Source organism: Pontibacter pamirensis, assembly GCF_010015475.1.
Classification (GTDB): domain Bacteria; phylum Bacteroidota; class Bacteroidia; order Cytophagales; family Hymenobacteraceae; genus Pontibacter; species Pontibacter pamirensis.
In genome coordinates this window covers 16554-42066 of record NZ_SSNI01000030.1, presented here as the reverse complement: position 1 = coordinate 42066, position 25513 = coordinate 16554, and the positions used below count along the sequence as shown (strand labels likewise).

Annotated in this window: 25 protein-coding genes; 16 read left to right on the top strand and 9 right to left on the bottom strand. The window is 49.0% G+C overall.

The window, feature by feature from the left end:
* Window positions 1–40 precede the first annotated feature (40 nt).
* Both E1919_RS19920 and E1919_RS19915 read right to left on the bottom strand, forming a co-directional pair.
* Window positions 41–643, bottom strand: coding sequence for a histidine phosphatase family protein (locus E1919_RS19920; protein ID WP_162055181.1), 603 nt, complete (start codon window positions 641–643; stop codon window positions 41–43).
* Window positions 644–747: 104 nt separating this feature from the next.
* Complete coding sequence (locus E1919_RS19915; RefSeq protein ID WP_162055180.1) at window positions 748–1347, bottom strand: GNAT family N-acetyltransferase; 600 nt, start codon at window positions 1345–1347, stop codon at window positions 748–750.
* A gap of 260 nt (window positions 1348–1607) precedes the next feature.
* On the opposite strand from E1919_RS19915, the gene E1919_RS19910 reads away from it, so the two are divergent.
* The 12 genes from E1919_RS19910 to E1919_RS19855 all read left to right on the top strand — a co-directional run bounded on the left by E1919_RS19910 (window position 1608) and on the right by E1919_RS19855 (window position 14271).
* A complete protein-coding gene (locus tag E1919_RS19910; protein WP_162055179.1) occupies window positions 1608–2312 on the top strand; it encodes an SDR family oxidoreductase in 705 nt (234 codons plus the stop codon).
* A gap of 180 nt (window positions 2313–2492) precedes the next feature.
* The gene (locus tag E1919_RS19905; RefSeq protein WP_162055178.1) at window positions 2493–3608 is read left to right on the top strand and encodes an NAD-dependent epimerase/dehydratase family protein; all 1116 of its coding nucleotides are present in this window, start codon (window positions 2493–2495) and stop codon (window positions 3606–3608) included.
* 52 nt (window positions 3609–3660) lie between these two features.
* Window positions 3661–5715: a GDP-mannose 4,6-dehydratase gene (locus E1919_RS19900; protein WP_162055177.1), complete on the top strand. Its 2055-nt coding sequence runs from the start codon at window positions 3661–3663 to the stop codon at window positions 5713–5715.
* A 1-nt stretch (window position 5716) separates the two neighbouring features.
* A complete protein-coding gene (locus E1919_RS19895) occupies window positions 5717–6727 on the top strand; it encodes an MDR/zinc-dependent alcohol dehydrogenase-like family protein (protein ID WP_202915952.1) in 1011 nt (336 codons plus the stop codon).
* A gap of 3 nt (window positions 6728–6730) precedes the next feature.
* A complete protein-coding gene (locus tag E1919_RS19890; RefSeq protein ID WP_162055176.1) occupies window positions 6731–7777 on the top strand; it encodes a Gfo/Idh/MocA family protein in 1047 nt (348 codons plus the stop codon).
* A 4-nt stretch (window positions 7778–7781) separates the two neighbouring features.
* Window positions 7782–8882, top strand: coding sequence for a glycosyltransferase family 4 protein (locus E1919_RS19885; RefSeq protein WP_237144681.1), 1101 nt, complete (start codon window positions 7782–7784; stop codon window positions 8880–8882).
* 95 nt (window positions 8883–8977) lie between these two features.
* Window positions 8978–10120: a CgeB family protein gene (locus E1919_RS19880; RefSeq protein ID WP_162055175.1), complete on the top strand. Its 1143-nt coding sequence runs from the start codon at window positions 8978–8980 to the stop codon at window positions 10118–10120.
* Window positions 10110–11216, top strand: a complete 1107-nt coding sequence (locus E1919_RS19875; RefSeq protein ID WP_162055174.1) for a CgeB family protein — start codon at window positions 10110–10112, stop codon at window positions 11214–11216. Before E1919_RS19880 ends, E1919_RS19875 begins: the two co-directional genes overlap by 11 nt.
* Window positions 11213–12316, top strand: a complete 1104-nt coding sequence (locus E1919_RS19870; RefSeq protein ID WP_162055173.1) for a CgeB family protein — start codon at window positions 11213–11215, stop codon at window positions 12314–12316. The genes E1919_RS19875 and E1919_RS19870 overlap by 4 nt, the downstream gene beginning before the upstream one ends.
* A 178-nt stretch (window positions 12317–12494) precedes the next feature.
* Window positions 12495–12668: a hypothetical protein gene (locus E1919_RS19865; RefSeq protein WP_162055172.1), complete on the top strand. Its 174-nt coding sequence runs from the start codon at window positions 12495–12497 to the stop codon at window positions 12666–12668.
* A gap of 89 nt (window positions 12669–12757) precedes the next feature.
* Window positions 12758–13576 (top strand): TIGR04290 family methyltransferase, encoded by an 819-nt coding sequence (locus E1919_RS19860; protein ID WP_162055171.1) that lies wholly within the window; start codon window positions 12758–12760, stop codon window positions 13574–13576.
* Between the two features lie 131 nt (window positions 13577–13707).
* Window positions 13708–14271, top strand: coding sequence for an NUDIX hydrolase (locus E1919_RS19855; protein WP_162055170.1), 564 nt, complete (start codon window positions 13708–13710; stop codon window positions 14269–14271).
* Between the two features lie 22 nt (window positions 14272–14293).
* Here E1919_RS19855 and E1919_RS19850 read toward each other — a convergent pair whose 3' ends face one another.
* Window positions 14294–14485, bottom strand: coding sequence for a hypothetical protein (locus tag E1919_RS19850; protein WP_162055169.1), 192 nt, complete (start codon window positions 14483–14485; stop codon window positions 14294–14296).
* A gap of 196 nt (window positions 14486–14681) precedes the next feature.
* On the opposite strand from E1919_RS19850, the gene E1919_RS19845 reads away from it, so the two are divergent.
* Window positions 14682–15632 carry a sterol desaturase family protein gene (locus E1919_RS19845; protein ID WP_162055168.1) on the top strand — a complete coding sequence of 317 codons (951 nt, stop codon included), beginning with the start codon at window positions 14682–14684 and terminating at the stop codon, window positions 15630–15632.
* A gap of 50 nt (window positions 15633–15682) precedes the next feature.
* Here the strand turns inward: E1919_RS19845 and E1919_RS19840 are convergent, their stop codons facing one another.
* Together E1919_RS19840 and E1919_RS19835 are read right to left on the bottom strand one after the other, a co-directional pair.
* A complete protein-coding gene (locus tag E1919_RS19840) occupies window positions 15683–16126 on the bottom strand; it encodes a hypothetical protein (protein WP_162055167.1) in 444 nt (147 codons plus the stop codon).
* A 107-nt stretch (window positions 16127–16233) separates the two neighbouring features.
* Window positions 16234–17283, bottom strand: coding sequence for a nucleoid-associated protein (locus E1919_RS19835; RefSeq protein ID WP_162055166.1), 1050 nt, complete (start codon window positions 17281–17283; stop codon window positions 16234–16236).
* A 385-nt stretch (window positions 17284–17668) separates the two neighbouring features.
* Between E1919_RS19835 and E1919_RS19830 the strand changes: the two genes are divergently transcribed.
* Window positions 17669–18397, top strand: a complete 729-nt coding sequence (locus E1919_RS19830; RefSeq protein ID WP_237144679.1) for a porin family protein — start codon at window positions 17669–17671, stop codon at window positions 18395–18397.
* Between the two features lie 125 nt (window positions 18398–18522).
* On the opposite strand, the gene E1919_RS19825 is transcribed toward E1919_RS19830, so the two are convergent.
* The 3 genes from E1919_RS19825 to E1919_RS19815 form a co-directional block, all read right to left on the bottom strand.
* Window positions 18523–19164 carry a hypothetical protein gene (locus tag E1919_RS19825; protein WP_162055165.1) on the bottom strand — a complete coding sequence of 214 codons (642 nt, stop codon included), beginning with the start codon at window positions 19162–19164 and terminating at the stop codon, window positions 18523–18525.
* 364 nt (window positions 19165–19528) lie between these two features.
* Window positions 19529–20230 carry a response regulator transcription factor gene (locus tag E1919_RS19820; protein ID WP_237144672.1) on the bottom strand — a complete coding sequence of 234 codons (702 nt, stop codon included), beginning with the start codon at window positions 20228–20230 and terminating at the stop codon, window positions 19529–19531.
* 38 nt (window positions 20231–20268) lie between these two features.
* Window positions 20269–22518, bottom strand: a complete 2250-nt coding sequence (locus tag E1919_RS19815; protein ID WP_162055163.1) for a sensor histidine kinase — start codon at window positions 22516–22518, stop codon at window positions 20269–20271.
* Window positions 22519–22811: 293 nt separating this feature from the next.
* On the opposite strand from E1919_RS19815, the gene E1919_RS19810 reads away from it, so the two are divergent.
* A complete protein-coding gene (locus tag E1919_RS19810) occupies window positions 22812–24056 on the top strand; it encodes a T9SS type A sorting domain-containing protein (RefSeq protein ID WP_162055162.1) in 1245 nt (414 codons plus the stop codon).
* 116 nt (window positions 24057–24172) lie between these two features.
* The gene (locus E1919_RS19805) at window positions 24173–25183 is read left to right on the top strand and encodes an alpha/beta fold hydrolase (RefSeq protein ID WP_162055161.1); all 1011 of its coding nucleotides are present in this window, start codon (window positions 24173–24175) and stop codon (window positions 25181–25183) included.
* Window positions 25184–25193: 10 nt separating this feature from the next.
* Here the strand turns inward: E1919_RS19805 and E1919_RS19800 are convergent, their stop codons facing one another.
* Entirely contained in the window at window positions 25194–25421 is a 228-nt protein-coding gene (locus E1919_RS19800) for a hypothetical protein (RefSeq protein WP_162055160.1), read from the bottom strand.
* Window positions 25422–25513 lie beyond the last annotated feature (92 nt).

Genomic DNA, 25513 nt, shown 5'->3' with positions numbered 1-25513 from the left:
GTAAAGGCGCTTTTTTCATACAAAAAACGTTTAGGTAAAGCTACTGCCTTACACGCTTCTCCATCACATTCAGGCTGACAAAACCGCTTCCGCCCTTCACTGTCTGGTGCCATCCCATTTGTTTCAACTCTCTCCGAATAAAATAGTTCAGCAGGCCGTGTGCTACCAGCACGGTGGTGGCATTTTCATGGGCATCTTCCGCCAGTAGCTCCGCACATTTCCTGGCCCGCCACCTCGCTGCTTTAAACGTCTCGATGCCTTTGCTGTTGATTCCCATAAACCAGAGGATGCGGGCAGAAACTAACCACAGCTTTATAGGCAGTCGCAGGAATGGCAGAGAGAATATTTTCCGTTCAAACTCCCGAAACTCGTGTTTCACCTTCAGAAGCACCTGCTCTCCGAAAATAGCTTTGGCCGTAAGTTGGGAGCGGATGAGGGTGCTGCAGTATACAGCCTTGATTTCTTTATAGGGAATTGACTCATGCTGCAGCACGAATTCCTCTACCTGGGCGGCATCGTAGTCGGAAATATACCGGCTGGCTGCTGCTGCGCTGAAGAAGCCTTTTGCAGCTACCTCCGGCCGCGCGTGTCGTATCAGGAATATCCGTTTGGGTAAGTGAGGTCTGTGCGGTTGCGTCTCCAAATGCCTGGCTATTTGCGGTTCTCTATACTATGTAATATATAGGTTATACAGGTATACGAAAAAGCAATGTATAGGCTTACAGCCAAGGCCCTTGTACTGTCTGCTTATGCCTGCAGGGGTGCTGCCGGGTCTTTGAAGATGGTGCTTTTGATTTGCTCCCACTCGGGCCGCAGGATGCTGTAGTAGATAGTGTCGCGGCGGCGGCCGTCGTGCATCAGGGTGTGGCTGCGCAGGATGCCCTCTTCCGTAGCCCCGATTTTGAGCATGGCTTTGCGGGAACGCATATTCAGCGCATCTCCTTTTAGCTCTACCCGCTCCATCTGCAGTACCTCAAAAGCATAGCGCAGCAGCAGAAACTTACAGTGTCTGTTCAGTCCGCTGCCCCTGTATTCCCCGCTTAGCCAGGTCCAGCCAATCTCCAGGCGTTTATCAGGTACCGAGATATTGCCATAGCTAGTGCTGCCAGCCAGCTTACCAGTGACTTTGTCCTCTATCATAAAGGTATAGCGTGTGCCGAGTTGGTAGCCATTGGTGGCAGTCTGTATCCAAGCCTCCAGTTCCTGCTCGTTACTGATGCGCGTAATCATATAGCGCCAGATTTCCTCATCAAAGGCAATAGTACGAAGAGCCGCTGTGTCTGAGGGGTGAAAAGGGCGTAGCAGCACGCGTGCATCCTCCAGAAGGGGTACCTGTTCAAAGTTCATTTTGGTGCTATACACTTGTTGTAAACAGCAAGGTAGTATAAGTGCGCCACTTCGAAAAATTCGGCTATAGAAACAGGACCGAGCGATGCATTTTTATGGAGGCAGCAAAGCCTTGAAAAATTGAATAGTTAGCCAAAAATACAGCTGTTTTTATATAGGCCTTGAGCAGCATCTACAACCCTACTTGCCTCAACTACGTTCTAGCAAGCTAGCGAAGGATACAATTATTTCTATATAAGGAGCAGAATTATACAAGCAGAGTGCAGCAGTTAAAAGGCAAAAAAGCAGTAGTGAGCGGAGGTGGATCAGGCATAGGCCGGGCCATTGTTGAGAGATTGTCTTTGGCCGATGTTGTAACTGCTGTAGCTGACCTGCAACCGCCTTCTGACCTGTCATCAAACGTTTACCCTTTTACCTGCGACGTAACAGCGGCACACGCTGTGGATGCACTCTTTGCCGGTGTGCAGGAAAAGCTTGGCACACCGGATATACTTATTTGCAGTGCAGGGCGTGGCATTCATGAGAAGCTGACGGAAGGAGACCCAGAGAAATGGCGGCAAATTATAGACACCAACCTGATGGGTGTCCTGCGGCTGATCCGTGCCTTTGTGCCAGGCATGCTGGAGGCGGGGCATGGCGATGTGGTGCTGGTGTCGTCTGTTTCGGCGGGACAGGCTTACCCTTATGGTGGTGTATATGCCGCCACTAAATCTGCTTTAGAGGTGGTGGCCGAAACGCTGCGCCAGGAGGTGCTGCCGGCCGTAAGGGTGACAATAGTGGCGCCAGGAGTGACTGATACTACCTTCTTTAAGAATACTGTTTCCGGGTTCCACACAGCAGAAGACATCGGGTACGGTTCTATTTCTGCTGATGATGTGGCAGATGCTGTGTTGTATGCCTTAAGTAAACCTCCGGGTGTGTCATTGAACAACATCACCATAAGACCAACGGCACAGCCTTTTTAAATTATGTGCAGAAAGTAAAAGGTGTAAACAAAAAGAATGCTTTAAATACTTTTTGTACCGGTCTTCAAAAGCAAGGAGGGGGTACAAAGGATATTATAAGTTTAGCAAAAGAATAAACAGATCTGAAGTCTTTAGTCCGGACACTTGGATCTGTTACATACCATGAAAGAACAACAGACTATGAAAAGCAAAGTATTGATAACCGGAGGTGCTGGTTTTATTGGGTCGCACCTGGCAGATGAGTTGCTGAGCCAGGGGTATGAGGTAAGAGCACTGGATAACCTGAGCGAGCAGGTGCATGGCAAAGACTGCAAAAGACCCGAATACCTGCACGAGGACGTAGAGTTGGTGATAGGTGATGTGCGCAACCGCGAAGACGTGGACAAGGCACTGGAGGGGGTGGAATATGTTTTCCATTTTGCCGCGATGGTTGGTGTTGGCCAGAGTATGTATGAGATAAAGGAATACACCGATGTAAATAACATGGGCACAGCCGTGCTCCTGGAGGCACTCATCAAGCACCCTGTAAAGAAGCTGGTGGTAGCCAGCAGCATGAGTATCTATGGAGAAGGCCTCTGTAAAAGCTTGAATGGTGAACTGGTAACCGCGCAGGAGCGACCGCTGGAGCAATTAAAAGCCGCCGATTGGGAGTTATATGACAAAGGCCAGCCTTTGCAGCCGATTCCTACACCCGAATCTAAGATTCCATCATTATCTTCCGTATACGCCCTGTCTAAATACGACCAGGAGCGCCTTTGCCTGATGGTGGGCAGGGCCTACAACATCCCAACGGTGGCCATGCGTTTCTTTAACGTGTACGGTACGCGCCAGGCATTATCAAACCCTTACACCGGGGTGCTGGCTATTTTCGCCTCCCGACTTTTAAATAACAATTCTCCCATGATTTTCGAAGACGGATATCAACAGCGTGACTTTGTGCATGTGCGCGATGTGGCGTTGGCTTGCCGATTGGCCATGGAGAAGGAAGAAGCTACTGGTAAAGTCTTTAACGTGGGCAGCGGAAACAACTATACCATACAGGAGATAGCGGAGCGGCTGGCCACTGTCATGGACAAGACGCACCTGAAGCCGGAGGTAACAGGCAAATACAGGGTAGGCGATATCCGCCACTGCTATGCCGACATCTCCCTGGCAAATGAGGTACTTGGTTTTTATCCGCAGGTAGAGTTCAACAATGGGCTGGAAGAACTGGCTAACTGGCTCGAAGGGCAGATTGCGTATGACAGGGTGAATGAGGCAAGTGCCGAACTGGCTGCGCGCGGTTTAACTGTCTGAGCTAAAACTAAAGCACCCATTTTCTGATTTATTAAAAAGGATTCTCATCACTATGAAAATAAAGAACGCTAAAAACGAAAAGTCACTCCCCAAAGTCGGAATAGTGGAATGGTTCCGGGTAGGAGAGCATGAGCGCGTAAAGCAGGTGCTCGCCGACTTGAAGGAACTGGGCGTAACAGAGCTCAGAACAGGCGTATCGTGGGCTGATTACTATACACCAGAGGGCAAAGGGTGGTATAACTGGCTTATACCTACTCTCGCAAAAGAATTAAACGTGCTGCCATGCTTCCTATACACACCGCCTTCCCTGGGCGAGAAACCACGCACCTCTTCCCCGCCAAGAGACAAGAAGGCTTACGCTGACTTTCTGGACGTGTTCATCAAGGACATGGGGGAGCATTTTGAGTGGGTGGAGCTTTGGAACGAACCCAACAACCAGATAGAGTATGACTTTACGCTGGACTACGGCTGGAACAAGTTCGCGGAGATGGTGGGCGGCGCTGCTTACTGGTGCAAGCAATTGGGCAAGAAGACCCTGCTGGGCGGTATGAGCCCAATAGACCCGAACTGGCTGCAAATGATGTTTGAGCGCGGTGTGATGGAGCATATCGATGCGGTAGGTATACATGGCTTCCCGTTTGTGTTCGACCAGATGTGGGACGGATGGGATGAAAACATCAAAGCGGTGCGTGAGGTGCTGGACCAGAACAACTGCACAGCCGAACTCTGGATAACGGAGGCTGGCTTCTCTACCTGGCAGCACGATGAGCTGAAGCAGGTGCAGGAGTTCAAAGAAGTGCTGAAGGCAGATGCAACCAGGGTATACTGGTATGGTGCCTACGACTTGAATGCCAAACACCCCACTGTGGGAGGCTTTCATTTAGATGACAGGGAGTATCATTTTGGCCTCAAACGTTCCGACGGCAGCTCCAAACTGCTGTACCGTTTGTGGGCCAAACATGGCCTGGAGCAACTGGAGAACTTAACGCATATCACGCGCACCATCCACGAGAATACTGCGCCTTATACCCTTATAACGGGTGGAGCGGGCTTTGTGGGTACTAACCTGGCTAAGCGGCTGCTGTCTGAAGGAAAACGCGTGATGGTGTTCGACAGCCTTTCCCGCGATGGCGTGGAGCAGAACCTGCAGTGGCTGCACGAGAACTACCCGGAGAATCTGGAGATATACGTCGGCGACATCCGTAACCTGCAGACGGTGCGCTATGTAATGCAGCGTGCTGAGGCGGTATATCACTTCGCTGCCCAGGTAGCAGTGACCACCTCGCTGGACCTGCCCATGAATGACTTCGAAATTAATGCGCGTGGTGTCATGAATGTGCTGGAAGCTATACGCGAGCAGGACAACCCGCCACCGCTGGTGTTTACCTCCACAAACAAAGTATACGGCGGCCTCGAAGACGTGGAGTTCATCTCCAACGGGTCCCGCTACTACCCTTCAGATAAAGAAATAAAGGAAAACGGCATCAGTGAAAAGCGCCCGCTGGACTTTCACAGTCCCTACGGCTGCTCTAAAGGCGCCGCCGACCAGTATGTGGTAGACTATGCCCGCACCTATAACCTGCCGATGGCGGTGTTTCGGATGAGCTGCATCTACGGGCCGCATCAGTATGGCAACGAAGACCAGGGCTGGGTAGCCCACTTTGCCATCCGGGCCATCGAAGGCCAACCAATCAACATATACGGCGATGGAAAGCAGGTGCGTGATATTCTTTTTGTGGAGGACCTGGTGGATGCTTTTCTGTTGGCACACAAGCACATCGAACATATCTCCGGGCAGGCATTCAATATAGGAGGCGGCACAGAGAACACAGTAAGCTTGCTGGAACTGCTGAAAACAATCGGCAGGTACCGGGGCAAAGAAGTGCAGCTCAGGTTCGGCGACTGGCGGCCGGGCGACCAGCACTATTATGTGTCGGACACGCGCAAGTTCCAGGAAGCCACCGGCTGGTACTCCAAGCACAATGTGCAGGAAGGGGTAGCTAAGCTGTACCAGTGGCTCTGCGAGAACAGAGGAATAAAGGTGCCATTCACTATATCATCTAAAAATATCCAAGAAGAACCCGCCAAAAAAGTAGCAGTAGCTTAAAATGCAAGAAACACTGACACCAGAAGATAAAGCTGTAGCCACTACCCCCGCTACAAGCATGAAAACTGCTGTGATTACAGCACCAGAAAGAGTAGAAGTACAGGACGCCACCCTGCCGGAGCCACAGGCCGGGCAGGTGCGTCTGCGTTTGGAAGGCTGCGGCCTCTGCGCCTCCAACATACCTGTTTGGGAAGGCCGCGAGTGGTTTACCTATCCTGTTGCCGCCGGTAACCCGGGGCACGAAGGGTGGGGAATAGTGGATGCTATAGGAGCAGGCGTAGAAAACGTAAAGCCGGGAGACCGTGTGGCGGCCCTTTCCTACAACTCTTATGCCGAGTATGACATCGCGGATGCCGATAAGGTGGTGAAACTGCCGGAAGCATTGGCAGGTAAGCCTTTTCCCGGTGAGCCGCTGGGCTGCGCCATGAATATTTTTAAGAGAAGCGATATCTCTGCCGGTCAGACAGTGGCCATACTAGGTGTGGGTTTTCTTGGGGCACTGCTGGTGCAGCTGGCAAAAAATGCCGGCGCAAGAGTTATTGCTGTGTCGCAGCGGGAGTTCTCGCTGGAGATGGCAAAGGAATGTGGTGCCGATGAAATCGTTCCAATGGATGACCACTATAAAATCATTGAAAAAGTAAAGGAGCTGACAGGGGAAAATTTCTGTGAGCGCGTGATAGAGTGCACTGGAAAAGAATGGCCGCTGAATTTGGCGGGTGAACTGACGGCAGAGCGTGGCAAACTCATCATTGCCGGATTTCACCAGGACGGCATGCGGCAGGTAAACATCCAGCTCTGGAACTGGCGCGGCATTGATGTCATCAATGCGCATGAGCGCGACCCACAGGAATACATTAAAGGCATCAAGGCAGCGGCAAAAGCAGTGTCAGACGGAACCCTGAACCCGGATAAGCTGTACACACACACCTATACCTTAGGAAACATCGATAAAGCATTCGATAACCTGAAAAGCCGCCCCGACGGATTTGTAAAAGCCCTTATAACGTACTAAACTATGCCAGACACGATACAGGATAAACAACAGGGAACTTCAGCATCTTCTTCATCTACCTCCGCTAAGCCTAGGCTTGGCTTTTTGGGTGTAGGGTGGATTGGCCGTAACCGTATGGAAATGATAGCCAAGCATGATGCTGGTGAAGTAACCTATATCGCTGATACTGCACCACACAACGCGGAGGAGGCGCTTAAAAGCGCTCCTAAAGCAAAGCATGTCCCTTCGCTGGAGGCTATGCTGCATGAACCGGCGGTAGAGGGCATCGTTATCGCCACCCCAAGTGCTTTCCATGCCGAGCAAAGTGAGTTGGCCTTGGAGGCGGGCAAATCTGTTTTCTGTCAGAAGCCATTGGGCCGCAACGTGGAGGAAACAAAAAGGGTCGTGGAAGCTGCCCGGAAAAACAACAAATTGCTGGGAGTAGACTTGTCGTACCGCCATACCGCTGCCATGCAGGAGGTATATAAGGTGGTGCAGAGCGGTGAATTAGGCCACATTTATGCTGTTGAGCTGGTCTTCCATAATGCCTATGGCCCTGACAAAGCCTGGTTCTATGAACCCAAGCTTTCCGGTGGCGGCTGCGTCATTGACCTGGGCGTGCACCTGGTGGACCTGGCTTTGTGGTCGCTGAATTTCCCGAAGGTGAAGCAGGTGCAGAGCCAGCTGTTCTCGAAAGGCAAACCAATAGGCATGGCAGAGGGTAAGGTAGAAGACTATGCCTCGGCCAGTATGGAATTAGCGGGAAACACTCACATGCAGCTAAGCTGCTCCTGGAACCTGCCGGCTGGCCAGGAAGCCATCATCAGCGCCACCTTTTACGGCACAGAGGGTGGTGTAGCCATGAAAAATGTGAACGGGTCTTTCTACGATTTCGTAGCCGAGCGCTACTATGGCACCAAAACCGAAACACTGTGCTCGCCGCCAGATGAGTGGTCGGGCAGGGCAGGAGTGGCCTGGGCAAAGCGGCTGGCCAATGGCGAAGGCTTTGATGAAGCGGCAGAAGAATATGTAAAGGTAGCAGAAGTATTAGATAAAATTTACGGCAGATAAGCAGATGGAAGCACATCATCCTTCAAAAATCCTGATGACTACAGATACGGTAGGAGGGGTTTGGAATTATACAATAGAACTGGTGGGCGCACTGGCACCGTTCGGAACGCAGGTAGCATTGGCCACGATGGGTGGACCTCTAAGTGCCGATCAGCGAAGGCAGGTGGAGGAACTCAATAACCTGACCCTGCATGAGAGTGACTATAAACTGGAGTGGATGGAGGAACCCTGGGAGGACGTAGAAAAGGCAGGCGCCTGGCTGTTGCAGCTGAAAGACGAAGTGCAGCCGGATATTGTGCACCTGAATGCCATGGTGCATGGTGGCTTGGAATGGGGCGTACCGGTGGTGGTGGTGGTGCATTCCTGTGTGCTGTCGTGGTGGAGAGCCGTGAAGGACGAGGAGGCACCGAAAAACTGGGGTAAGTACAAAGAGATGGTGACGCGCGGTTTGCAGGCCGCCAATATGGTGGTAGCCCCAACCCAGGCCATGATGAACCAGGCAGAGTCACTTTACGGCCCGTTTCAGGCCCGCACTGTCATTTACAATGGGCGGGCCCAGAACACGTACCAGTTTGGAAAAAAAGAACCTTTTATTTTCAGCATGGGCCGTGTATGGGACGAGGCAAAAAACATTTCGATGCTGGCGCACATTGCATCTGATTTGCAGTGGCCCGTGTATATAGCCGGTGACGAGAAGCACCCTGCCACAGGCAAATCAGTAGAACTTGAGAATGTGCATTTCCTGGGGCAGCTGTCGGAGAAAGAAGTGGTTGACTGGCTTTCACGGGCCTCCATCTATGCGCTACCAGCTAGGTATGAGCCGTTTGGACTGACCATACTGGAAGCCGCCATGTCCGGTTGCGCCCTTGTGATTGGTAAAACTGATAGCCTGATGGAAATATGGGGCAATGCCGCCAAGTACGTCGATCCGGGAAGCGCCGATGATTTGCGGGACACGCTCAATAACTTAACGGAAGATGAATTTGGGCGCAACATCATGGGCTGTCGTGCTGTAAAACGCTCTCACGGCTACACCGCAGACCCCATGGGCCAGGATTATGACCATGTATACCGGCAGCTGCTAAAGTCATCTGTAAAAGTTTAAATTTTGATTAACTGGATTTTGAATGACTGAATACACGGGATGTTAACAGTAATTATTCAATTATTCAGTTATTCAGTCATTCAAAATTCTAAAAAATGAAGATAACCCTTTTCTACCATTCTATACTTTCTGACTGGAACCATGGCAACGCCCACTTCTTGCGCGGCATCGTGCGGGAACTGGAGGAGCGGGGCCATCAGGTAAAGGTATATGAACCTGAGAACGGCTGGAGCCTGCAGAACCTGGTGGAAGGCTATGGAGAAGAAAAACTGAAAGAGCTGCAGCAGTATTACCCCGGCGTCAGTACAAATTTCTATACCCTGGAAACGCTGGACCTAGATGATGTTCTCACAGAAGCCGACCTGGTGCTGGTACATGAGTGGAATGAGCACGAGCTGGTGAAGCGCATCGGCGAACACCGCGCCAGCACAGGCCACTATAAACTGATTTTCCATGACACCCACCACCGCGCCGTAACAGAGCGTGAAGCCATGAGCAAGTATGACTTGACACATTACGACGGGGTGCTGGCATTCGGACAGGTGATCCGTGACCTATACCTGCAGGAAAACTGGACAAGCAAAGCCTGGACTTGGCACGAAGCGGCAGACACCTCCGTCTTCTACCCACACGAAACAGAAGAAAAGGAGGGGGATTTAATCTGGATTGGCAACTGGGGCGATGAAGAACGCACCGCTGAATTGCACGAGTTCCTGATAAACCCGGTGAAGGAACTGGGGCTGAAGGCGAAGATTTACGGGGTGCGTTATCCCGAGCACGCCCGCCAGGCACTGGCAGATGCTGGTATTGAGTACGGTGGCTGGCTGCCTAACTATAAAGCCGCTGAGGAGTTCGCGAAGTACAAAGTAACGGTGCACGTGCCGCGTAGGCCTTATGTAGAGGCATTACCCGGTATTCCAACTATCCGGCCTTTTGAGGCCATGGCCTGTGGTATACCGCTGATATCCTCCCCATGGAAGGACGCTGAAAACCTCTTTACGCCTGGCAAAGACTTTTTAGTGGCCCGCACCGGCGAGGAAATGAAGCAGCAGCTGCAAACCATCCTGAACCGGCCTGGCACAGCAAAAGAAGTGACCGACCATGGCCTTCAGACGATACGTAGCCGCCACACCTGTGCCCACCGTGTAGACGAACTGGAGAAGGTGTGTGAAGAACTAGGTATAGGAACTTCCAGAATATACCTCACCCAAAAAGAACAAGCCCTGCATGAAAAGTAAAAAATTGAAAATAGCCTTCTTCGGCTCAAGTCTGGTATCGGCTTATTGGAATGGTGCCGCCACCTATTACAGAGGTATAGTGCGGGCGCTGAGCGAGCGTGGCCATGAAATTACCTTTTACGAACCAGATGCCTACGACCGCCAGAAAAACCGCGACATGGATGACCCGGACTGGGCAAAGGTGGTAGTGTATCAAGCGACAGAAGAAGCTGTGGCGAAATGCCTGCAGGAGGCAGCCAGTGCCGATATGGTTGTTAAAGCCAGTGGCGTGGGCGTGTTTGATGAACTGCTGGAGCGCGAGGTGCTGCAACTGCAGACAGAAGAGCGGCTGGTGGTGTTCTGGGACGTGGATGCGCCTGCCACCCTGGACCGCGTGCACCACAACCCCGATGACCAGTTCCACCAGCTGATTCCGCAATACGACATGATACTGACCTATGGTGGCGGTGATCCAGTGGTAAATGCCTATGAAGCCCTGGGTGCTAAGAAGTGTGTGCCGATTTACAATGCCCTGGATACGGCCACCCATCACCCGGTAGCACCGGACGCAAAGTTTGCCTGCGACCTTGCCTTTCTGGGCAACCGGCTGCCGGACAGGGAGGCACGCGTGGAGGAATTCTTCCTGAAGCCTGCTGCGGCAACACCAGATAAACGATACATGATTGGAGGCAGCGGCTGGAGTGATAAACCCATGACCGATAATGTTACCTACATCGGCCACGTGTATACTAAAGATCACAATGCCTTTAACTGCACACCCAAAGCGGTGCTCAACATCAGCCGCGAAAGCATGGCCCGCTATGGTTTTTCGCCTGCTACGCGTGTTTTTGAGGCTGCCGGCGCCGGTGCCTGCATCATCACCGACTACTGGGAGGGTATTGATTTCTTCTTCGAGCCAGGCAAGGAAATCTTAGTAGCGAAGGACGGTGCAGATATAAGTGAAATTATTTCAAGTTTATCAGAAGAAAATGCAAAGGAAATAGGAGAAGCTGCGTATAGAAAAGTACTGTCGGCACATACATACCGCCACAGGGCAGCGCAACTGGAAAAGTTGCTATATACAAAAGTGAAACAATCTAATGCAGCATGGGCATGAACATAGTTATCCTTGGTCTATCTATCACCTCGAGCTGGGGCAATGGCCACGCCACCACTTTCCGTGGATTGGTGCGTGAGCTGAATAATCAGAACAACAATGTACTTTTTCTGGAGCGTGATGTGCCCTGGTATGCAGGCCACCGTGACCTTCCTGAACCGGAGTACTGCCAGACAGAACTCTATACCTCCCTGAAGGATTTAAAGCAGCGCTTTACCGAACAGGTGCGCGAGGCTGATCTGGTGATGGTGGGTTCTTATGTGCCGGACGGCGTACAGGTAGGAGAATGGGTCGTAAAGACGGCGCAGGGTATTAAATCCTTTTACGACATTGACACACCTGTAACACTGGCTAAACTCGAGCGCAAGGACTATGAATACCTGCACCCGGACCTGATACCCAAATACGATTTATACCTGTCGTTTACAGGTGGCCCAACTTTAGACCTACTGGAGGAAAAGTACGGCTCCCCCATGGCACGTGCCCTCTACTGCTCTGTTGACCCGACCTTGTATTATCCGGAATTTCAGGAAGCCATCTGGGATCTCGGTTACCTCGGCACTTACTCCAACGACCGCCAGCCTCCTTTAGAGAAGCTGATGTTGGATGCGGCACGCGCCTGGCCGGGAGGTCGCTTTGTGGTGGCCGGGCCGCAGTATCCGGAAACCGTGCAGTGGCCTGCTAACACGCAGCATATCAATCACCTGCCGCCTGCAAAGCACCGCAAGTTTTACAATAGCCAGCGCTTTACACAAAACATCACCCGCGCCGACATGATACAGGCAGGCTATGCACCAAGTGTGCGCCTGTTTGAGGCAGCGGCCTGTGGCACTCCGATTATATCTGATTATTGGGAAGGGCTGGATACTTTCTTTAAAATAGATTCTGAAATTCTGGTGTCTTACTCTGCCACAGACACGCTCCGGTATCTGCGTGAAATCTGTAAGTCTGAGCGCAAAATGATAGGCGAGCGTGCCCGTAAAAAAGTGCTGTCGCATCACACGGCAGCTCACAGAGCAAAGGAGCTTGTCAGCTATGCGGAAGAACTCATGACCCTGGATGGTGATCATGATTCGTACGACTACGGAGTTGTCATTTAACTTATTCAAACCTGCTGTAAGAGAAGCACTATGATAAATGCTTGCAACCTGTATACCGCTTTCCTGGCGGTATACAGGTTGCTTTATACTCTTGTGCGCCTACTACCACTACTTGGGTGAATCATATGAACCAAGCGGTATTCTACGATGCAAAAGATAATATAAAGTTATCGGCAAAATGACGAATGACAAAGTGGTGGATTATGATGTGGAGGTGGTAAAGGCAAAAATGATTGAGAAAGCGAAGCAGGCCGGAGGCGACGGAATCATCTTTACAGATGTAGGGCTGGAGAGGTCAGATACAGAAGGAGACAGGCTGGCGATAAAAGCCAACCTGATCAAGTACTTGTAGGGGAGAACGCATCAGCCTCTAACCTTATCACAAGCTCCTGCGTTGTCGTACTTATAGCAGGAGTTATTCTTTAGAATTTAAAATCAATTATGCAGGAAATAGAACAGTTAGGACCATGGTTTCATAATTTGCACTTGCCAAACGGAGAAGAAACAGCACCGAATCATTTTTTAGGTGATTTCCCCTCTTTCAAATGGCAGGAACTGGAGCCGCATATTCCAACTGATCTGTCGGGCTGGGAGGTGCTGGACATTGGTTGCAACGCTGGGTTCTATTCTATAGAACTGGCTAAACGTGGTGCGAATGTGCTGGGGATTGATGTAGACCCGCACTACCTGCGGCAAGCCGAGTGGGCTGCCAAACAGTTTGGCCTAGAAGATAAAATTGAACTGAAGCAAATGCAGGTGTATGATGTCGCCCGCCTGGACCGGCAGTTCGACTTGGTGTGGTATATGGGGGTATTGTACCACCTGCGCTACCCACTGCTCTCCCTGGATATCCTCTCCCAGAAAACCCGCCGCATGATGGTGTTCCAGACATTAACGATGCCCGGTGCTGGAGACACAGAAACACCAGATGATTTCGAGATAAACGACCGCCAGCGTATGCTGGAGGAAAGCTGGCCAAAGATGGCTTTTATTGAAAAGAAGATGGCCGGGGATATTACCAACTGGTGGGCACCTAACCATGCTGCCATCAAAGCTATGCTGCGCTCCTGCGGCTTGAGTGTAACCGAACAGCCGGGCCACGAAATTTACATCCTGGAGGTGGACGAGGTACTGCGGAAAGCGCAGCAGTGGAACCAGTCAGAGCTTCTTTCGGCTACAGGCCAGGATTGGCAGGAGGCGGTACAGCAGAAGGTGGCGGGAAAAAATGAGTATATGGTGGGGCAGAACGGCAGGAAATGATTCTAGCAAGTATACCTCTTATCAAAAGGTAAACCGGAAAATTGTATAAATTTTTAAGCAATGCCCGCTATTACAGCGGGCATTGCTGTTTTAAAAGGGATAAAACTTAACTTGCGGCAAGCTTTATTTAAATGGAAAACAAAGTACATACCCCGGCACCTTGGAAGGTGCTAAAGTCAGAAATGGTAGTAGATGAGAAGTGGTACAAACTGCGCCGCGACCACGTAGCACTTCCCAACGGGCTAGAGATGGATGACTATTATGTGAGCGTGCGGCCAAATGTAGTGCTCGTTTTCCCGCTCACTGAAGACAACCATGTAATCTTTGTGCGGCAGTATAAGCATGCGGCCGGTGACATATTTATTGAATTACCTGGTGGAGTGGTGGATGAAAACGAAACAGAACCCACTGAAGCCGCCAAACGGGAGATGCTGGAGGAGACAGGCTATACAATTGATGAGGTGGAACTGCTGCTCGAGGTGACAGATAACCCCACCAAAGACACGAACAGGATGTACTACTACCTGGCCCGCAATGTTAAAAAAGTAGCAGCGCAGGACCTGGACGAGTCAGAAGCGATTGAAGTACTGAAGATACCGCTTCACGAGGTCGCCGATATGATATCGGAAGGTAAAATACAGGTTTCCGGTTCTGTGGCCCTCTGCCTGCTGGCCCTGCGAAAGCTGGGGGTGTAAAAAAAAATCACACCTTCACAGGTTACAACTTATAGTCCTGCAGTATCTCCAGCCCCTCCTCATCACTTTGGGCTTCTACAACCTCATTTATCACAAACTGAATCTCCTGTTCGGTCCAGTTTTCCTTCTCAGCGGCTTTTACAAAAATATCTAACGCGGTGAAGCGGGAGCCTTTTGCGGGTACCGGAGCCTTTACTTTCTTTCTGATGCGCATGATAAGTTTTCTGCAAAGGTACGAAGCCCAGGTTTTTATGGGAATAGAAGCAAGACTTTTGTTACCGCTGCTTAACCATTGACTTGGTGATTTCCCTTCATCCGGCCTTTCCATTGGCTCCGCTTATGCCGCTTTCTGCTTAACCCTTTACTCCTTTGGACGTTCTAATGATGGTACAAGCAGGAAGAAGCAGGCTATGGAAAAACAGATATTTACGTTTGATGAGCTACAGCAACTCGATGACCTTACCATAATGCACTATGCCATACCGGTTATTGTGCTGTCGGTGGTGGTGGAGTGGATTGTGGGCGTTTACAAAAAACGTAATTACTATCATAAAACAGAATTTGTCTCGGCCTTAACCATTGGGGCAGTAAACACAATTCTCAGTGGTGTGCTTAAAATCTGGCTCTTTGGTGTAGCCCTCGTTGTCTATAACATGGTACCCTGGGCCATGCCAAGAGAATGGTGGGGGTTTATCATCTGCTTCGTAGCCGTGGACTTTTGCCGTTACTGGGCACACCGTATTGCGCATGAGCAACGCTTTTGGTGGGCAACCCATGTCACGCATCACTCTTCCGAAAGAATGAATTTCTCTGTTTCGTTCCGCACCAGCTGGACGCAGCATATCAAGTTTATATTTTTTATCCCGGTGCCCTTACTCGGTATAGATCCGTTCACGTTCTTCATATGCCACCAGGTGGCGGTATTGTATCAATTCTTTGTGCACACGGAGCTGGTAAAGAAGATGCCTGCGCCCATCGAGTATATCTTCGTGACGCCATCGCACCACCGCGCACACCATGGCACTAACCCTGAATATATAGACAAGAACTACGGTTCCACCTTTATTATATGGGACAGGATGTTTGGCACCTTTGTACCGGAGGAAAAGAAGCCTGTCTATGGCCTTACCAAGCCTGTGACATCATTTAACCCCGTGTACCTGGTATTTCATGAATGGGTGGATCTGGTGAAGGATCTGAAGCACACTAAATCAGTAAAAGAGGTGTTCCGTATGCTGTTCAGCCCTCCCGGAACAATTGTAACAGCCCACCAGCAGTTGCGCCTTGTGCCACCACCGCAGCAGGAGGTAACACCCGAAAAAGTAATCAACCAACCAGCAGACACGGCAGGCGCCGCCTGAGTATAAGTCATTTAGAAGAGAAAAAGCATGGCAGTTGCCATGCTTTTTGATTAGTAACTTTCCTGGTTTAGTGAACTCTCATGCCGCGACGAGGGGTTGCTCTGTGCTTCGCGCGGCACGCCCATTTTTTCTTCTCGTCGCTGCTGGTACTGCTGAAACTGCAGTGGCGTCAACACGTCTTTTATCAGAGAAATCCTGGACTGGCTGATTACGTCCATCTGCTTTACAATCTTTTGGGGGTCTCTCTGAAACTTTATTTTGGCCTCCTCCGCATTTTGCATGCTTTTGAGGTTTATAGCTTTTATCTTCTGAGTTTGGTCCGGGGTAAGGCGCAGGTGTTTGGCCATACCTATTGTAATCTCGTTCGCACGCTGCTCAAGTGATTTAGAACCTGCCTGTGCGGCTGTAGCCTCCTGCTGTGAAACAGCAGGGCCTTGTGCAAAAGTGGCCGTAGTGGCAAGTGCAAAAAATAAAGCAAAGGCTATTCTCTTCATATTATCGGTTTTTATCTTCCGGTGTTGCAGAACAATTTTCGTTCCGTTTTATACGTCACTGAAGGTTTTTTAACAAAGCCGCTCTAGCGATAGTTCTACAGCTGGCGTTAACTTTCGCTGTGGAAGTATACTTTGTAAAAGTGCATGCCCCGTTCCTGGTCAAAGCCGCGTTCCACATACTGCTCACTCTGTTCAGGGTTATAACCGCTGAACTTGATTTCTATCTGCGTATCCAGCTTTATAAAGTTGCGGAACTTGCGCTTCATGTTGCGCACCGTGTTTTTGTTGATGGCAAAGTCTGCAAAGCCTTCTATGTCGCGCTCTTCGGCAAATGCCTGGCTATAGTCTTTAAAGCGCTCTTTTGTTTCCGGTTCATCAATCACGCTGCTGGTGAACTCCTCCAGGTCAAATGTCTCACTCTTTGAGAAATAGTCGACAGAGCGGCTGATAAAATCGACCTGTGCTTTTTTGCTTTCAGTTTTAGCGAACACCTCTTCCGAAAAATCCTTGCATAGGTTCAGAGCAGCCTTCGTGTTGAAGTTCGTGTCCTTCAGTTCCGTCACGTTCAGGAAATCCTCCTTCCAGAAAACGGCATCGGTACTGTTGGCATCTACTAATTTTACTCTGAAGCCATCCTCGGCCTCCATGTTATATATCATACAGCCTTTGTCTACGCCTTTCAGGTTAACGCCGGAGTGGTAATCCACGTTCAGGTCATCGTTGTTGTCTTGGAAAGTCAGGAAAGTATCTTTATTCTCTGATTTAAAAATACCAACGGCCTCCACAAAATCGTCTTCCATCAAGCAACCTGCAAAATGCACCACGTACAGTTCACCGCTTTTTACCTTCGGGTGGTCCGACTGCTCATACAGGTGGTTTAGGATATGCACGGAATATTCAAAGAACTTGGCGGGCTCACTAAAAATCAGGGCGGAATAGGCGAACATCTCATTCAGGGCAATGTCGGAGGTATGCGTAAACCGGAAGAATTCTTCTTGCTTAAAAGGGGACAGAAAGTAGTTCAGCAGCAGGTCCGACAGCTGCTCATCACGTAGATCCACCACTTCCTTCGAGGCCACTACACCTTCGTCTTTTGCTTTGTTACCTACCCGGTGCACGGCTACTTGCTTCAGTCGCACCTGTGTTTTTTCGTTCATCTCTTGTATCCTTCTGTTGCGGCTGCAAAGCTACTATTTTAATCTTTGCCGATTCAGTATTTACATGGTGTGGGCAACTGTTCACAAGTATATAATTGTATCGTATACCTCTAATTTCCTTACAGCTTTAGCGCCAGTCTTTCTTTGAGTCTATCACTCGTCTACTCTCTCCGCCTTAAAAAAGGCTTGGTAATCATTATAAATTCCTCCGTTTAATATCAGATTCATATTTATAATTAAAATTATTTATCTGATAATGAACTAATTGCAATTTAATTTACATAGGGCAGGCATCAAGGGAACCTTTCTGGCACGGTTATTCCATTCTTCACAATCAAGCAGCGCAGCTTAGAAATTTATAGGGTATGTTAAAAAGACTACAATCATGAAAAAGATATTTCTACTGATGGCAGTTGCGTTAGGCTTTGCAGTAAGCGATGCGAGTGCACAAAAAAGACCGGGATATATAAATCCATCACAACCATACAACACGCAGAAGCAGCAATCAACGGTGCGTTTCGGGATAAGAGCAGGTGTAAACCTGGCAGATTGGGAAGGTGAAACTATGCAGAGCCTGCAGGATTTAGCTGACATGTCGGGTGGTTCTTTTTCACGGCAAATGCGCACAGGATTTCATGCAGGTGGCTATGTAGCCATTCCGATACTACCGGGCTTCGAAATTGAGCCGGGGCTGCAGTATTCGCAAAAAGGTACCGTGCTGACAGGCAAAGTTCCAGTAGAGCAGCTTGACTTTCTGAATACAAACGTTACTATCACCAATAGGGCTGAGTATCTGGATTTACCTGTGCTGGCCAAGGTTTATGTAGGAGAGGGCTTCCATATTTTTGCCGGTCCGCAGGTTTCTTACCTTATCTCTAATAAAGTGAGAACAGAGGCAGGTGCTTTAGGAATCAGGGCACTAAATCAGGAGTTTGATGTGAAAAGCAGCTTTCGTGAATTTGATGTGGCTGTAACAGGTGGCCTTGGTTATAAATTCGCCAATGGCTTTAACCTGAGCGCCGGCTACGATTACGGCCTCAACAGCGTTGATGACAATCGCAGTTTCGATACCTTTAATCGTGTGGTGAAAGCATCTGTCGGATTTACATTTTAATAATGAGTTTAATGTTTAGTTAAGTATTGGGCTACTGCTTTGCGGTAGCCTAAACTCGTTTAAATATAACGGCCCCTGCATTGTAATAAATGCAGGGGCCGTTTTTATGCTATCTGATGACCTTGTTAAGATTTTTGATTCTTATAAGGGAATTTCTTGGATGAGTTACGCATCAGGGCGTTGGAAAGTGATTGCCTGCTGCTGCCTACGCTTCCGGAGGCTACGTAATCATACTTCCACATCAGGTCGCCTTTCGCTCCTTCGTGTATGGTAATGGTAGTGTTTACAGAGTTTGTTGGCCCCCAGGCACCAACCAAAAGCCCTACAGCAATGGCTGCACCGTCAGACATAGGCTTTGCCATTGTAGCATTGCCAGATACAACGGCATCCACACCCAGTATCTCGCAGATTTCTTCTTTAGAGGCTTTGCGCAATTCTTCGTACGTGATGCCGGCATCCTCTAATATGGCGTTCGTTTTGTGCACATCCTGGAAAGTTACCGTGTAACGGTTCTTACTCATTTGCCTCAGAAAATAGCCATACACATCGCTTTGCATGCCATAGCCATAGTCACGCTGCTGCTCTTCAAGCATCTCATGTGTTATACCTTTCGGTAATTTTCTGGCTTCTATCAGCACCTCGAAAGGCATAATAGCCACTACCTTGTGGTTCTTGCTTTCCTCCTTGAAAGAGGCAGCCTGGTAAATCTGAGGTCCGCAGCTTGTCAAGACAACGCAGAGCATGACGAATAGTAAAAGTTTTTTCATGGCTAATTAAGTTAATGTATAAATATTCAAATAGCTCAAAACCAGACGCACCACCCCTAGGCAGCACCTTTTGGCGCTTGCCAATCAAAAGAGATATTCCAGAAAAGGAAGATGAACGTGCCTTACAGAAGCCAAATATATAATAATATCTGAACAGGTATTATTACTTTAAAAGTATTTATTTTTTGGTATATAAATTCCTTATAAAGCTATAAAAGTCTGTCAATCTGGAATAAAAGAGGCGTATAAAATAGTGGGAGGCTTAGTGGTGAAAAAGGAGGAATCAAACTATTAAGTTTGTTGATAAAAGGAACTGACAACACAAGAGACAGGGGCTGCAGCGTATGTTATAGCTGCAGCAAAACTAAAGCTGGGCACCGTTGTGTACGCATAACCTATAACCCTGCCCGTGTATGTTGATGATTTCTACAGTAGAATCTTCTTTCAGGAATTTCCGAAGCTTGGCGATGTACACATCCATGCTTCTAGCGGTAAAGTAGCTGTCTTCGTGCCAGATTTGATGCAGGGCTTCTTCGCGGGGTAGTACATCGTTCAGGTGCTGGCACAGCATGCGCAGCAGGTCAGCTTCTTTAGGAGAAAGCTTTTGTTCCTGCTCTTTCCGGGTAAGCAGGCGCAGCTTTGGCTGGAAAATATACTGCCCAATCATAAATTCTGATTGTTCAGGTTTTGCCGTTCCTGCTCCGGCTTTCCGGTTAAGAATGGCTTTTATCTTGCAGAGCAGTACTTCAGAGTCGAACGGCTTGGTGATGTAATCATCGGCACCTATTTTAAAACCCTCCAGCATATCTTCTTTCAAGGTTTTAGCAGTCAGAAAGATAAGCGGCACGTTTGGGTTGAGTTTCTTTATGTCCCGCGCAAGCGTAAAGCCATCCTTCTCCGGCATCATTACATCGAGTATGCAAAGGTCGTAAGTGCCTTTCCGGAAAGCAGTAAGGCCTTTGCAACCGTCGACGCAAAGGGTAACTTCATAATCGTGCAGTTCAAGGTAGTCGCGCAGCACAATGCCGAAGTTTGGGTCATCTTCAGCCAAAAGTATTTTCGTCACTGTTTCTGCCATGGTTCCTGCATATTTGAATAACTGAATTAAATCAATGGTAAAAAAATCTCAAACCGGCTGCCTTTTCCTAATTCACTCTTTAATTTGATGTCTCCGTGGTGCGCCTGTACAATCGCCTTCACATAGCTCAGGCCAAGGCCGAAGCCTTTAACATTGTGCAGGTTGCCTGTTGGTACCCTGTAAAACTTTTCGAACACCCGCTGCTGCGTATCCTTGCTCATGCCTATGCCTTTGTCTTCCACGGCAATCAGAATGCCCCCGTTCACGTTTTCTGTTACAAGCTGTATGTCAGGTGATGCAGGTGAATATTTGTTTGCGTTGTCGAGGAGATTGCAGATCACATTGTAGAGGTGCACCTCATCAGACAGTAGCTCATGCTGCAGGGCATCCAGTTGCACATTTACCTGCCCCAGGCGCTGCTCCACCTGCAGGCGTATACCTTCAATGGCTTTGATAATAAGTGCATGCACATCAATCGGCTGCAGGTTCATCTTAAACTCATTTTTCTCCAGCAACGCTATCTGCAGCACGTTCTCTACCTGTGCATTCATCCGCTTGTTTTCCTCCCGGATGATGCGGGTATAATACTGTATCTTGTCCGGGTTCTCGAATACTTTCGGGTTTGCAATGGAATCTGTAGCCAATGAAATGGTGGCGATGGGTGTTTTAAACTCATGCGTCATGTTGTTGATGAAGTCGTTCTTCATCTCCGAGAGCTTCTTCTGCTTATAGATGATGTGAATGGTGGTGCCGAAGGTAGCGATGATTACCAGCGTGAATAGGACCGAAAGCGACAACATCCCCCACAGCGATTTCAAGGCATAGGCTTTACTATCGGGGAAGTAAAGACCCAGGTAATCCGGCTTATCAAAAATATCGTTCGGGAAGAGGGTAGCTTTGTAACTAGGTAAGGCCTGATGCCGGATGGCGCTCAAGTTCTGCGCGGCCACTGTATCGGTTTGCCCCGCTACGACCCAAAAGCCAAAATCAAGCTGAATGCCCTGTTGCTGCAGTTCCGCCTTCAGCAGTGGCTGCAGGCCGTGCAGGTTCAGGCGCTCCTGCAGAGGCTCGTCTTTCACCGCATACTCCACTACCATTTTCTGTACTACATCGTTTAGCTTATCCTTCTTAATTTCTATTTTTTCAATATTGGAGGCGTCTGTTCTGGCATGTGGCAATCTGGCGGGTTTCACTGCGCCGTCCTTGCCTTTGGTCGTCACTCTTGTTGGTGTGGCCACCTTCGTCTCCTGTAGCTTTGCAGTAACCTTCAATGGCGCTTCCATCCTCATCGGCGTAGCTTCTCTCCAGACGGTGGCGCGGGCTGCGTTTCCTGATCGGGCTGTAGCGCCACGGCGGAAGTATGCCTGCCTTGCCGTATCGGTACGGTAAATAAAGATGCTGTCGTTGCGCACATTTACAGAGGATATAGCAGCAGGCTCAAACGTTATAGGTATCCTTTTCTGATGTTTCAGGTTGCCCATTTCTGCTGCGAGAAACCGCAGCGTATCAACAGAAATATGGAGGGGTGGGGTATGATGTGTCCGAAGCAAAATAGCTGCTGAATCAGCGATTTTTCTGTATTCCAGCGTTTTATCCCACTGAAATGCAGAGTCTATTGAATAGGCTTTCCCAAGAACTGGATTCCTGAAATGTATGGTATCCGGCAAATCTTTTACTCGATCGAGATAGGAGTAGAAAATTGGAGAAGCGGCTATAACCTGAGCGGTTGCCTCTGCTTTATTGTCTCTCAGGTTCTTTCGCCCAAGAGGGTGAGTAACTCTGCCGTTGTCAAATTTTATGTTTCCATCCGGAGATATAATGATGAAGTCTGCCGGTTCACCCTTTTGCAAGTTATTATTATAGGTTACCCGATGTGCTGTTACCGTTTCTTTTTTGGAGGGAGATGGAAGGGCGGTAGACTTAGGCGTTTCAGGCTGAGGTTTCAGAACTTGCTTAGCAGGTTTAGTGACTTTTGCAGGTTTCGAAGGTGTATCCGGGTGTTTTTCTTCTGTTGCTAACGCTGGGGCATGCGCTGTGTCCGGTAAAAGAGTTGGATTTTCTTTATTAAGGGATGCCATCTGGTGCGCCACCACCGAAACGGCTTCATGTGTTTCGAGCTTCTCCACCACTTTCGTGAGCGCTGTATTCACGCTGCGGTCAAACTGCTCCTGCTTTACTTTGATGGCGTCGTTAATCCAATACAGTTGCAGCCCTACTACACCCAGCAGGGAGATGCTCATCAGCACGATAACGCCTATGATAATATGCTTGCTCACAAAACAAATGTACGTTTTTGAAACTCCCTGCGCTCGACTTTAACTTTTCTTTAACCTTTTAGATAATGCTTTAACAGATGCAGTAGCAAAAATTTAAGTTGTTGATACAGAAAGAGGTAATGCCAAGTATAAGGTATGAACTTCGGACGGTATTATCAACCACCACCATATGTTTACAGTAGTTGGCAGCCTTCCTCTTATTTAACATTTCTTTAACAGACTTTAACCTTGCCTTAACTAAAATGAGGCGCGAAACGGCGTAAGTTTGAACAAGAATTTAAAAGGACAAAAAGATGAATACTGTAACTACGCTTCTCTTGCATGTGGTAAAGATGGCCATCGCTTTTTTACTGGCCTTTTTCCCCCTCCACCAGCTAGCTGCACAGGATGCAGAAACAGAGAAAACAAAGACCCTGCGTATCAGGATGATGAAAGAGGTAAACGGGAAAATGCAGTTGACGGACACTACGGTGCAGGCAGCAGACCATGCACAGCTCCTTCAGTCCGTTAAAGGCATCAGGGCGGATACGGTTTTGATGAGGCGCCTACACAAGGGTATAGCTGGTACGCTTAAGTTCGATACTACAGTAGCCATTACTGACATCAGAAAAGCACTTATTAATGTGGAGGGCCTGAGAATGGACACCGCAGCGTTTCGTGTTTTACATGGCGACAAACTCAAAGTCTACAAGCTGGACGGTGAAGTTAGCAGCGCAGATCACAAAGCACTGCTTGAACGTATCAGAAGCCATAAGATGGATACCATCTTCGCCCGCTCGATAAAAGGAAGCAGGATTTTAAACCACAAAGGAGACAGCGCCATGCACTTCCAGCGAGTAGAGTCTGTAAAGGATGGGGATGTAGTCAAATTCCGCACCTTGCATCCCAACGTCCTGTTTGAATCAGTAAAAGATTCAGCAGGCAACGTATTCCGGCTGCGGCACGGTAGCGAAACAATTGCAGCCCTGAAGCCTCATGAAATCAGAAGCATTGTGGTCCATAAAGGCAGGAGTGCCATCAGTATTGATTCCTTGCTTTCTCCGGGAGAAACAAAGATTCAGCTTAAAGTGATAAAAGATGAGAAGACAGGTAAAAATAAAGTTTATAGAATAGATGAGAATGGCAATGAAGAAGAAGTTAAAGCAGATTTCCTGAAGCTTGACCATGGAAGTGCACACATCATGATTTTCATGAAAGCCACCGTGGAGGACATGAAGCCGGAAGACAAACAAGTACTGAAAGAGGCGGGCGCTGCCGTGGAAACTAAAAAGAAAGAGGCGTTAAAAGTAGAAGAAATCAACTTCTACCCCAACCCGAACGATGGGCGCTTTAACCTGAACTTTAGCCTCCAGGACAAAGGCACCACCAAGGTAAGCGTGATGGACAGAAACGGAGAAGAAGTGTTTGTTGATACCGTGGAGAAGCTGTCGGGGGACTATAACCGGCAGATAGACCTGACCCCCTTCGGGCGCGGTATTTATTACCTGCAGATTGCGCAGGGCAACAAGTACCACACAAAAAAGATTCTTGTGCAGTAAAATTGGTTCGTATAAATTGTTTGTTCTGAAAAGCTTGCTACCCCAGGTGGCAGGTTTTTTTGTTTTAAACCCATCTGAAGTTTCCGTAGTAAATTATAGCGGTACAACCCGAAAAAATGGAGAAAACGAACAATACTATCAGAAGTATATGTGCCCTCTGTGTGTGCTGGCTGCTATGCCTGCCGCTACAGGCCCAGGTGCCTGCCACGCTTAACGCGACGCTAGATGGCTATACTTACCCCTATGAAGTGAAATACCTGCCCGTTAGCGTGGAAGGCGAGCAATACAAAATGGCTTATATGGATGTGCCTCCTGCCAGGCAGATACAAAACCCTCCGGCAGTTCTGCTGCTGCACGGCAAGAACTTTTTTGGGGCTTACTGGGCGCAGACCATAAAATTCCTGACCGAGAACGGCTACCGCGTTATCGTGCCGGATCAGATAGGCTTTGGTAAGTCTGACAAGCCGGAGGTATACTATAACTTTCACCAGCTAGCGGAGAATACGAAGGCGCTTTTACAGCACTTAGGTGTGCAGCAGGTGGCGGTTGTCGGGCACTCCATGGGAGGCATGCTGGCCACACGCTTTGCACTGCTGTACCCGGAGATGACCTCGAAACTGGTGCTGGAAAACCCAATTGGGTTGGAGGATTACAGATTGTTTGTGCCTTACAAAAATCTGGAGGAGCTGTACCAGGCAGAGCTCAAACGCACAGAGGAAAGTATCCGCGGCTACCACCAATCCTACTATACATCATGGAAACCAGCCTATAACGAGTGGGTGAAGGTGCCTGCAGCGCAAATCGGGCACTCGGATTATCCGAAGGTGGCCGAGGCCTCAGCCCTGACGTATGCCATGATTTATCAGCAACCGGTCGTGTATGAATTTATTCAGCTGCAGGTGCCTACACTCCTGGTGATAGGGCAGGAGGACAGAACCATAGTGGGGAAAGGGTATATAAAAGACAAGCGGAAGCTACAGGAGCATGGGCAGTATCCGGAGTTGGGAAAGAAAACAGCCCGGGCCATTCCGAATGCTAAACTGGTAGAGTTGCAGGGAGTAGGGCATATCCCGCATATAGCCGCCACACAGCGTTTTCATGAGGCGCTGCTATCGTTTCTGAAGTAGCAGCAGTACGTTAATGGTGGTGGTGGTGATCGTGGTCGTCGGGGTTGCTATTGAAGTTTGCAATGGTGCCTAAGCCAAAAAACACTACCCAGCACAGGTAAAGCGCCTCAAAGTTGTGCATGCTTTTGCCGATGAGTAGCATGATAATGTTCGCCACCAAGGTCATGACTAAGCCGGTTGCCGCCACAAACTGGTAAGAGTTCATCTCGCGAGGGTCATATATTTTTGTAAATTTCATAAGCTGCTGTTCTATTCCTGATTTCTGCCTAACGATTATTTAGCAACAGTGGTGCCATAACCTGGTATTTTTTGCTGCAAAGATAACAGAAC

Coding starts and splice junctions, on each gene's coding strand:
- E1919_RS19885 (WP_237144681.1), top strand. CDS start 7,782: ATGGAAGCACATCATCCTTCAAAAATCCTGATGACTACAGATACGGTA.
- E1919_RS19890 (WP_162055176.1), top strand. CDS start 6,731: ATGCCAGACACGATACAGGATAAACAACAGGGAACTTCAGCATCTTCT.
- E1919_RS19900 (WP_162055177.1), top strand. CDS start 3,661: ATGAAAATAAAGAACGCTAAAAACGAAAAGTCACTCCCCAAAGTCGGA.
- E1919_RS19850 (WP_162055169.1), bottom strand. CDS start 14,485: ATGCGCATCAGAAAGAAAGTAAAGGCTCCGGTACCCGCAAAAGGCTCC.
- E1919_RS19800 (WP_162055160.1), bottom strand. CDS start 25,421: ATGAAATTTACAAAAATATATGACCCTCGCGAGATGAACTCTTACCAG.
- E1919_RS19880 (WP_162055175.1), top strand. CDS start 8,978: ATGAAGATAACCCTTTTCTACCATTCTATACTTTCTGACTGGAACCAT.
- E1919_RS19915 (WP_162055180.1), bottom strand. CDS start 1,347: ATGAACTTTGAACAGGTACCCCTTCTGGAGGATGCACGCGTGCTGCTA.
- E1919_RS19830 (WP_237144679.1), top strand. CDS start 17,669: ATGAAAAAGATATTTCTACTGATGGCAGTTGCGTTAGGCTTTGCAGTA.
- E1919_RS19870 (WP_162055173.1), top strand. CDS start 11,213: ATGAACATAGTTATCCTTGGTCTATCTATCACCTCGAGCTGGGGCAAT.
- E1919_RS19875 (WP_162055174.1), top strand. CDS start 10,110: ATGAAAAGTAAAAAATTGAAAATAGCCTTCTTCGGCTCAAGTCTGGTA.
- E1919_RS19905 (WP_162055178.1), top strand. CDS start 2,493: ATGAAAAGCAAAGTATTGATAACCGGAGGTGCTGGTTTTATTGGGTCG.
- E1919_RS19855 (WP_162055170.1), top strand. CDS start 13,708: ATGGAAAACAAAGTACATACCCCGGCACCTTGGAAGGTGCTAAAGTCA.
- E1919_RS19840 (WP_162055167.1), bottom strand. CDS start 16,126: ATGAAGAGAATAGCCTTTGCTTTATTTTTTGCACTTGCCACTACGGCC.
- E1919_RS19805 (WP_162055161.1), top strand. CDS start 24,173: ATGGAGAAAACGAACAATACTATCAGAAGTATATGTGCCCTCTGTGTG.
- E1919_RS19895 (WP_202915952.1), top strand. CDS start 5,717: ATGCAAGAAACACTGACACCAGAAGATAAAGCTGTAGCCACTACCCCC.
- E1919_RS19860 (WP_162055171.1), top strand. CDS start 12,758: ATGCAGGAAATAGAACAGTTAGGACCATGGTTTCATAATTTGCACTTG.
- E1919_RS19835 (WP_162055166.1), bottom strand. CDS start 17,283: ATGAACGAAAAAACACAGGTGCGACTGAAGCAAGTAGCCGTGCACCGG.
- E1919_RS19845 (WP_162055168.1), top strand. CDS start 14,682: ATGGAAAAACAGATATTTACGTTTGATGAGCTACAGCAACTCGATGAC.
- E1919_RS19825 (WP_162055165.1), bottom strand. CDS start 19,164: ATGAAAAAACTTTTACTATTCGTCATGCTCTGCGTTGTCTTGACAAGC.
- E1919_RS19865 (WP_162055172.1), top strand. CDS start 12,495: ATGACGAATGACAAAGTGGTGGATTATGATGTGGAGGTGGTAAAGGCA.
- E1919_RS19810 (WP_162055162.1), top strand. CDS start 22,812: ATGAATACTGTAACTACGCTTCTCTTGCATGTGGTAAAGATGGCCATC.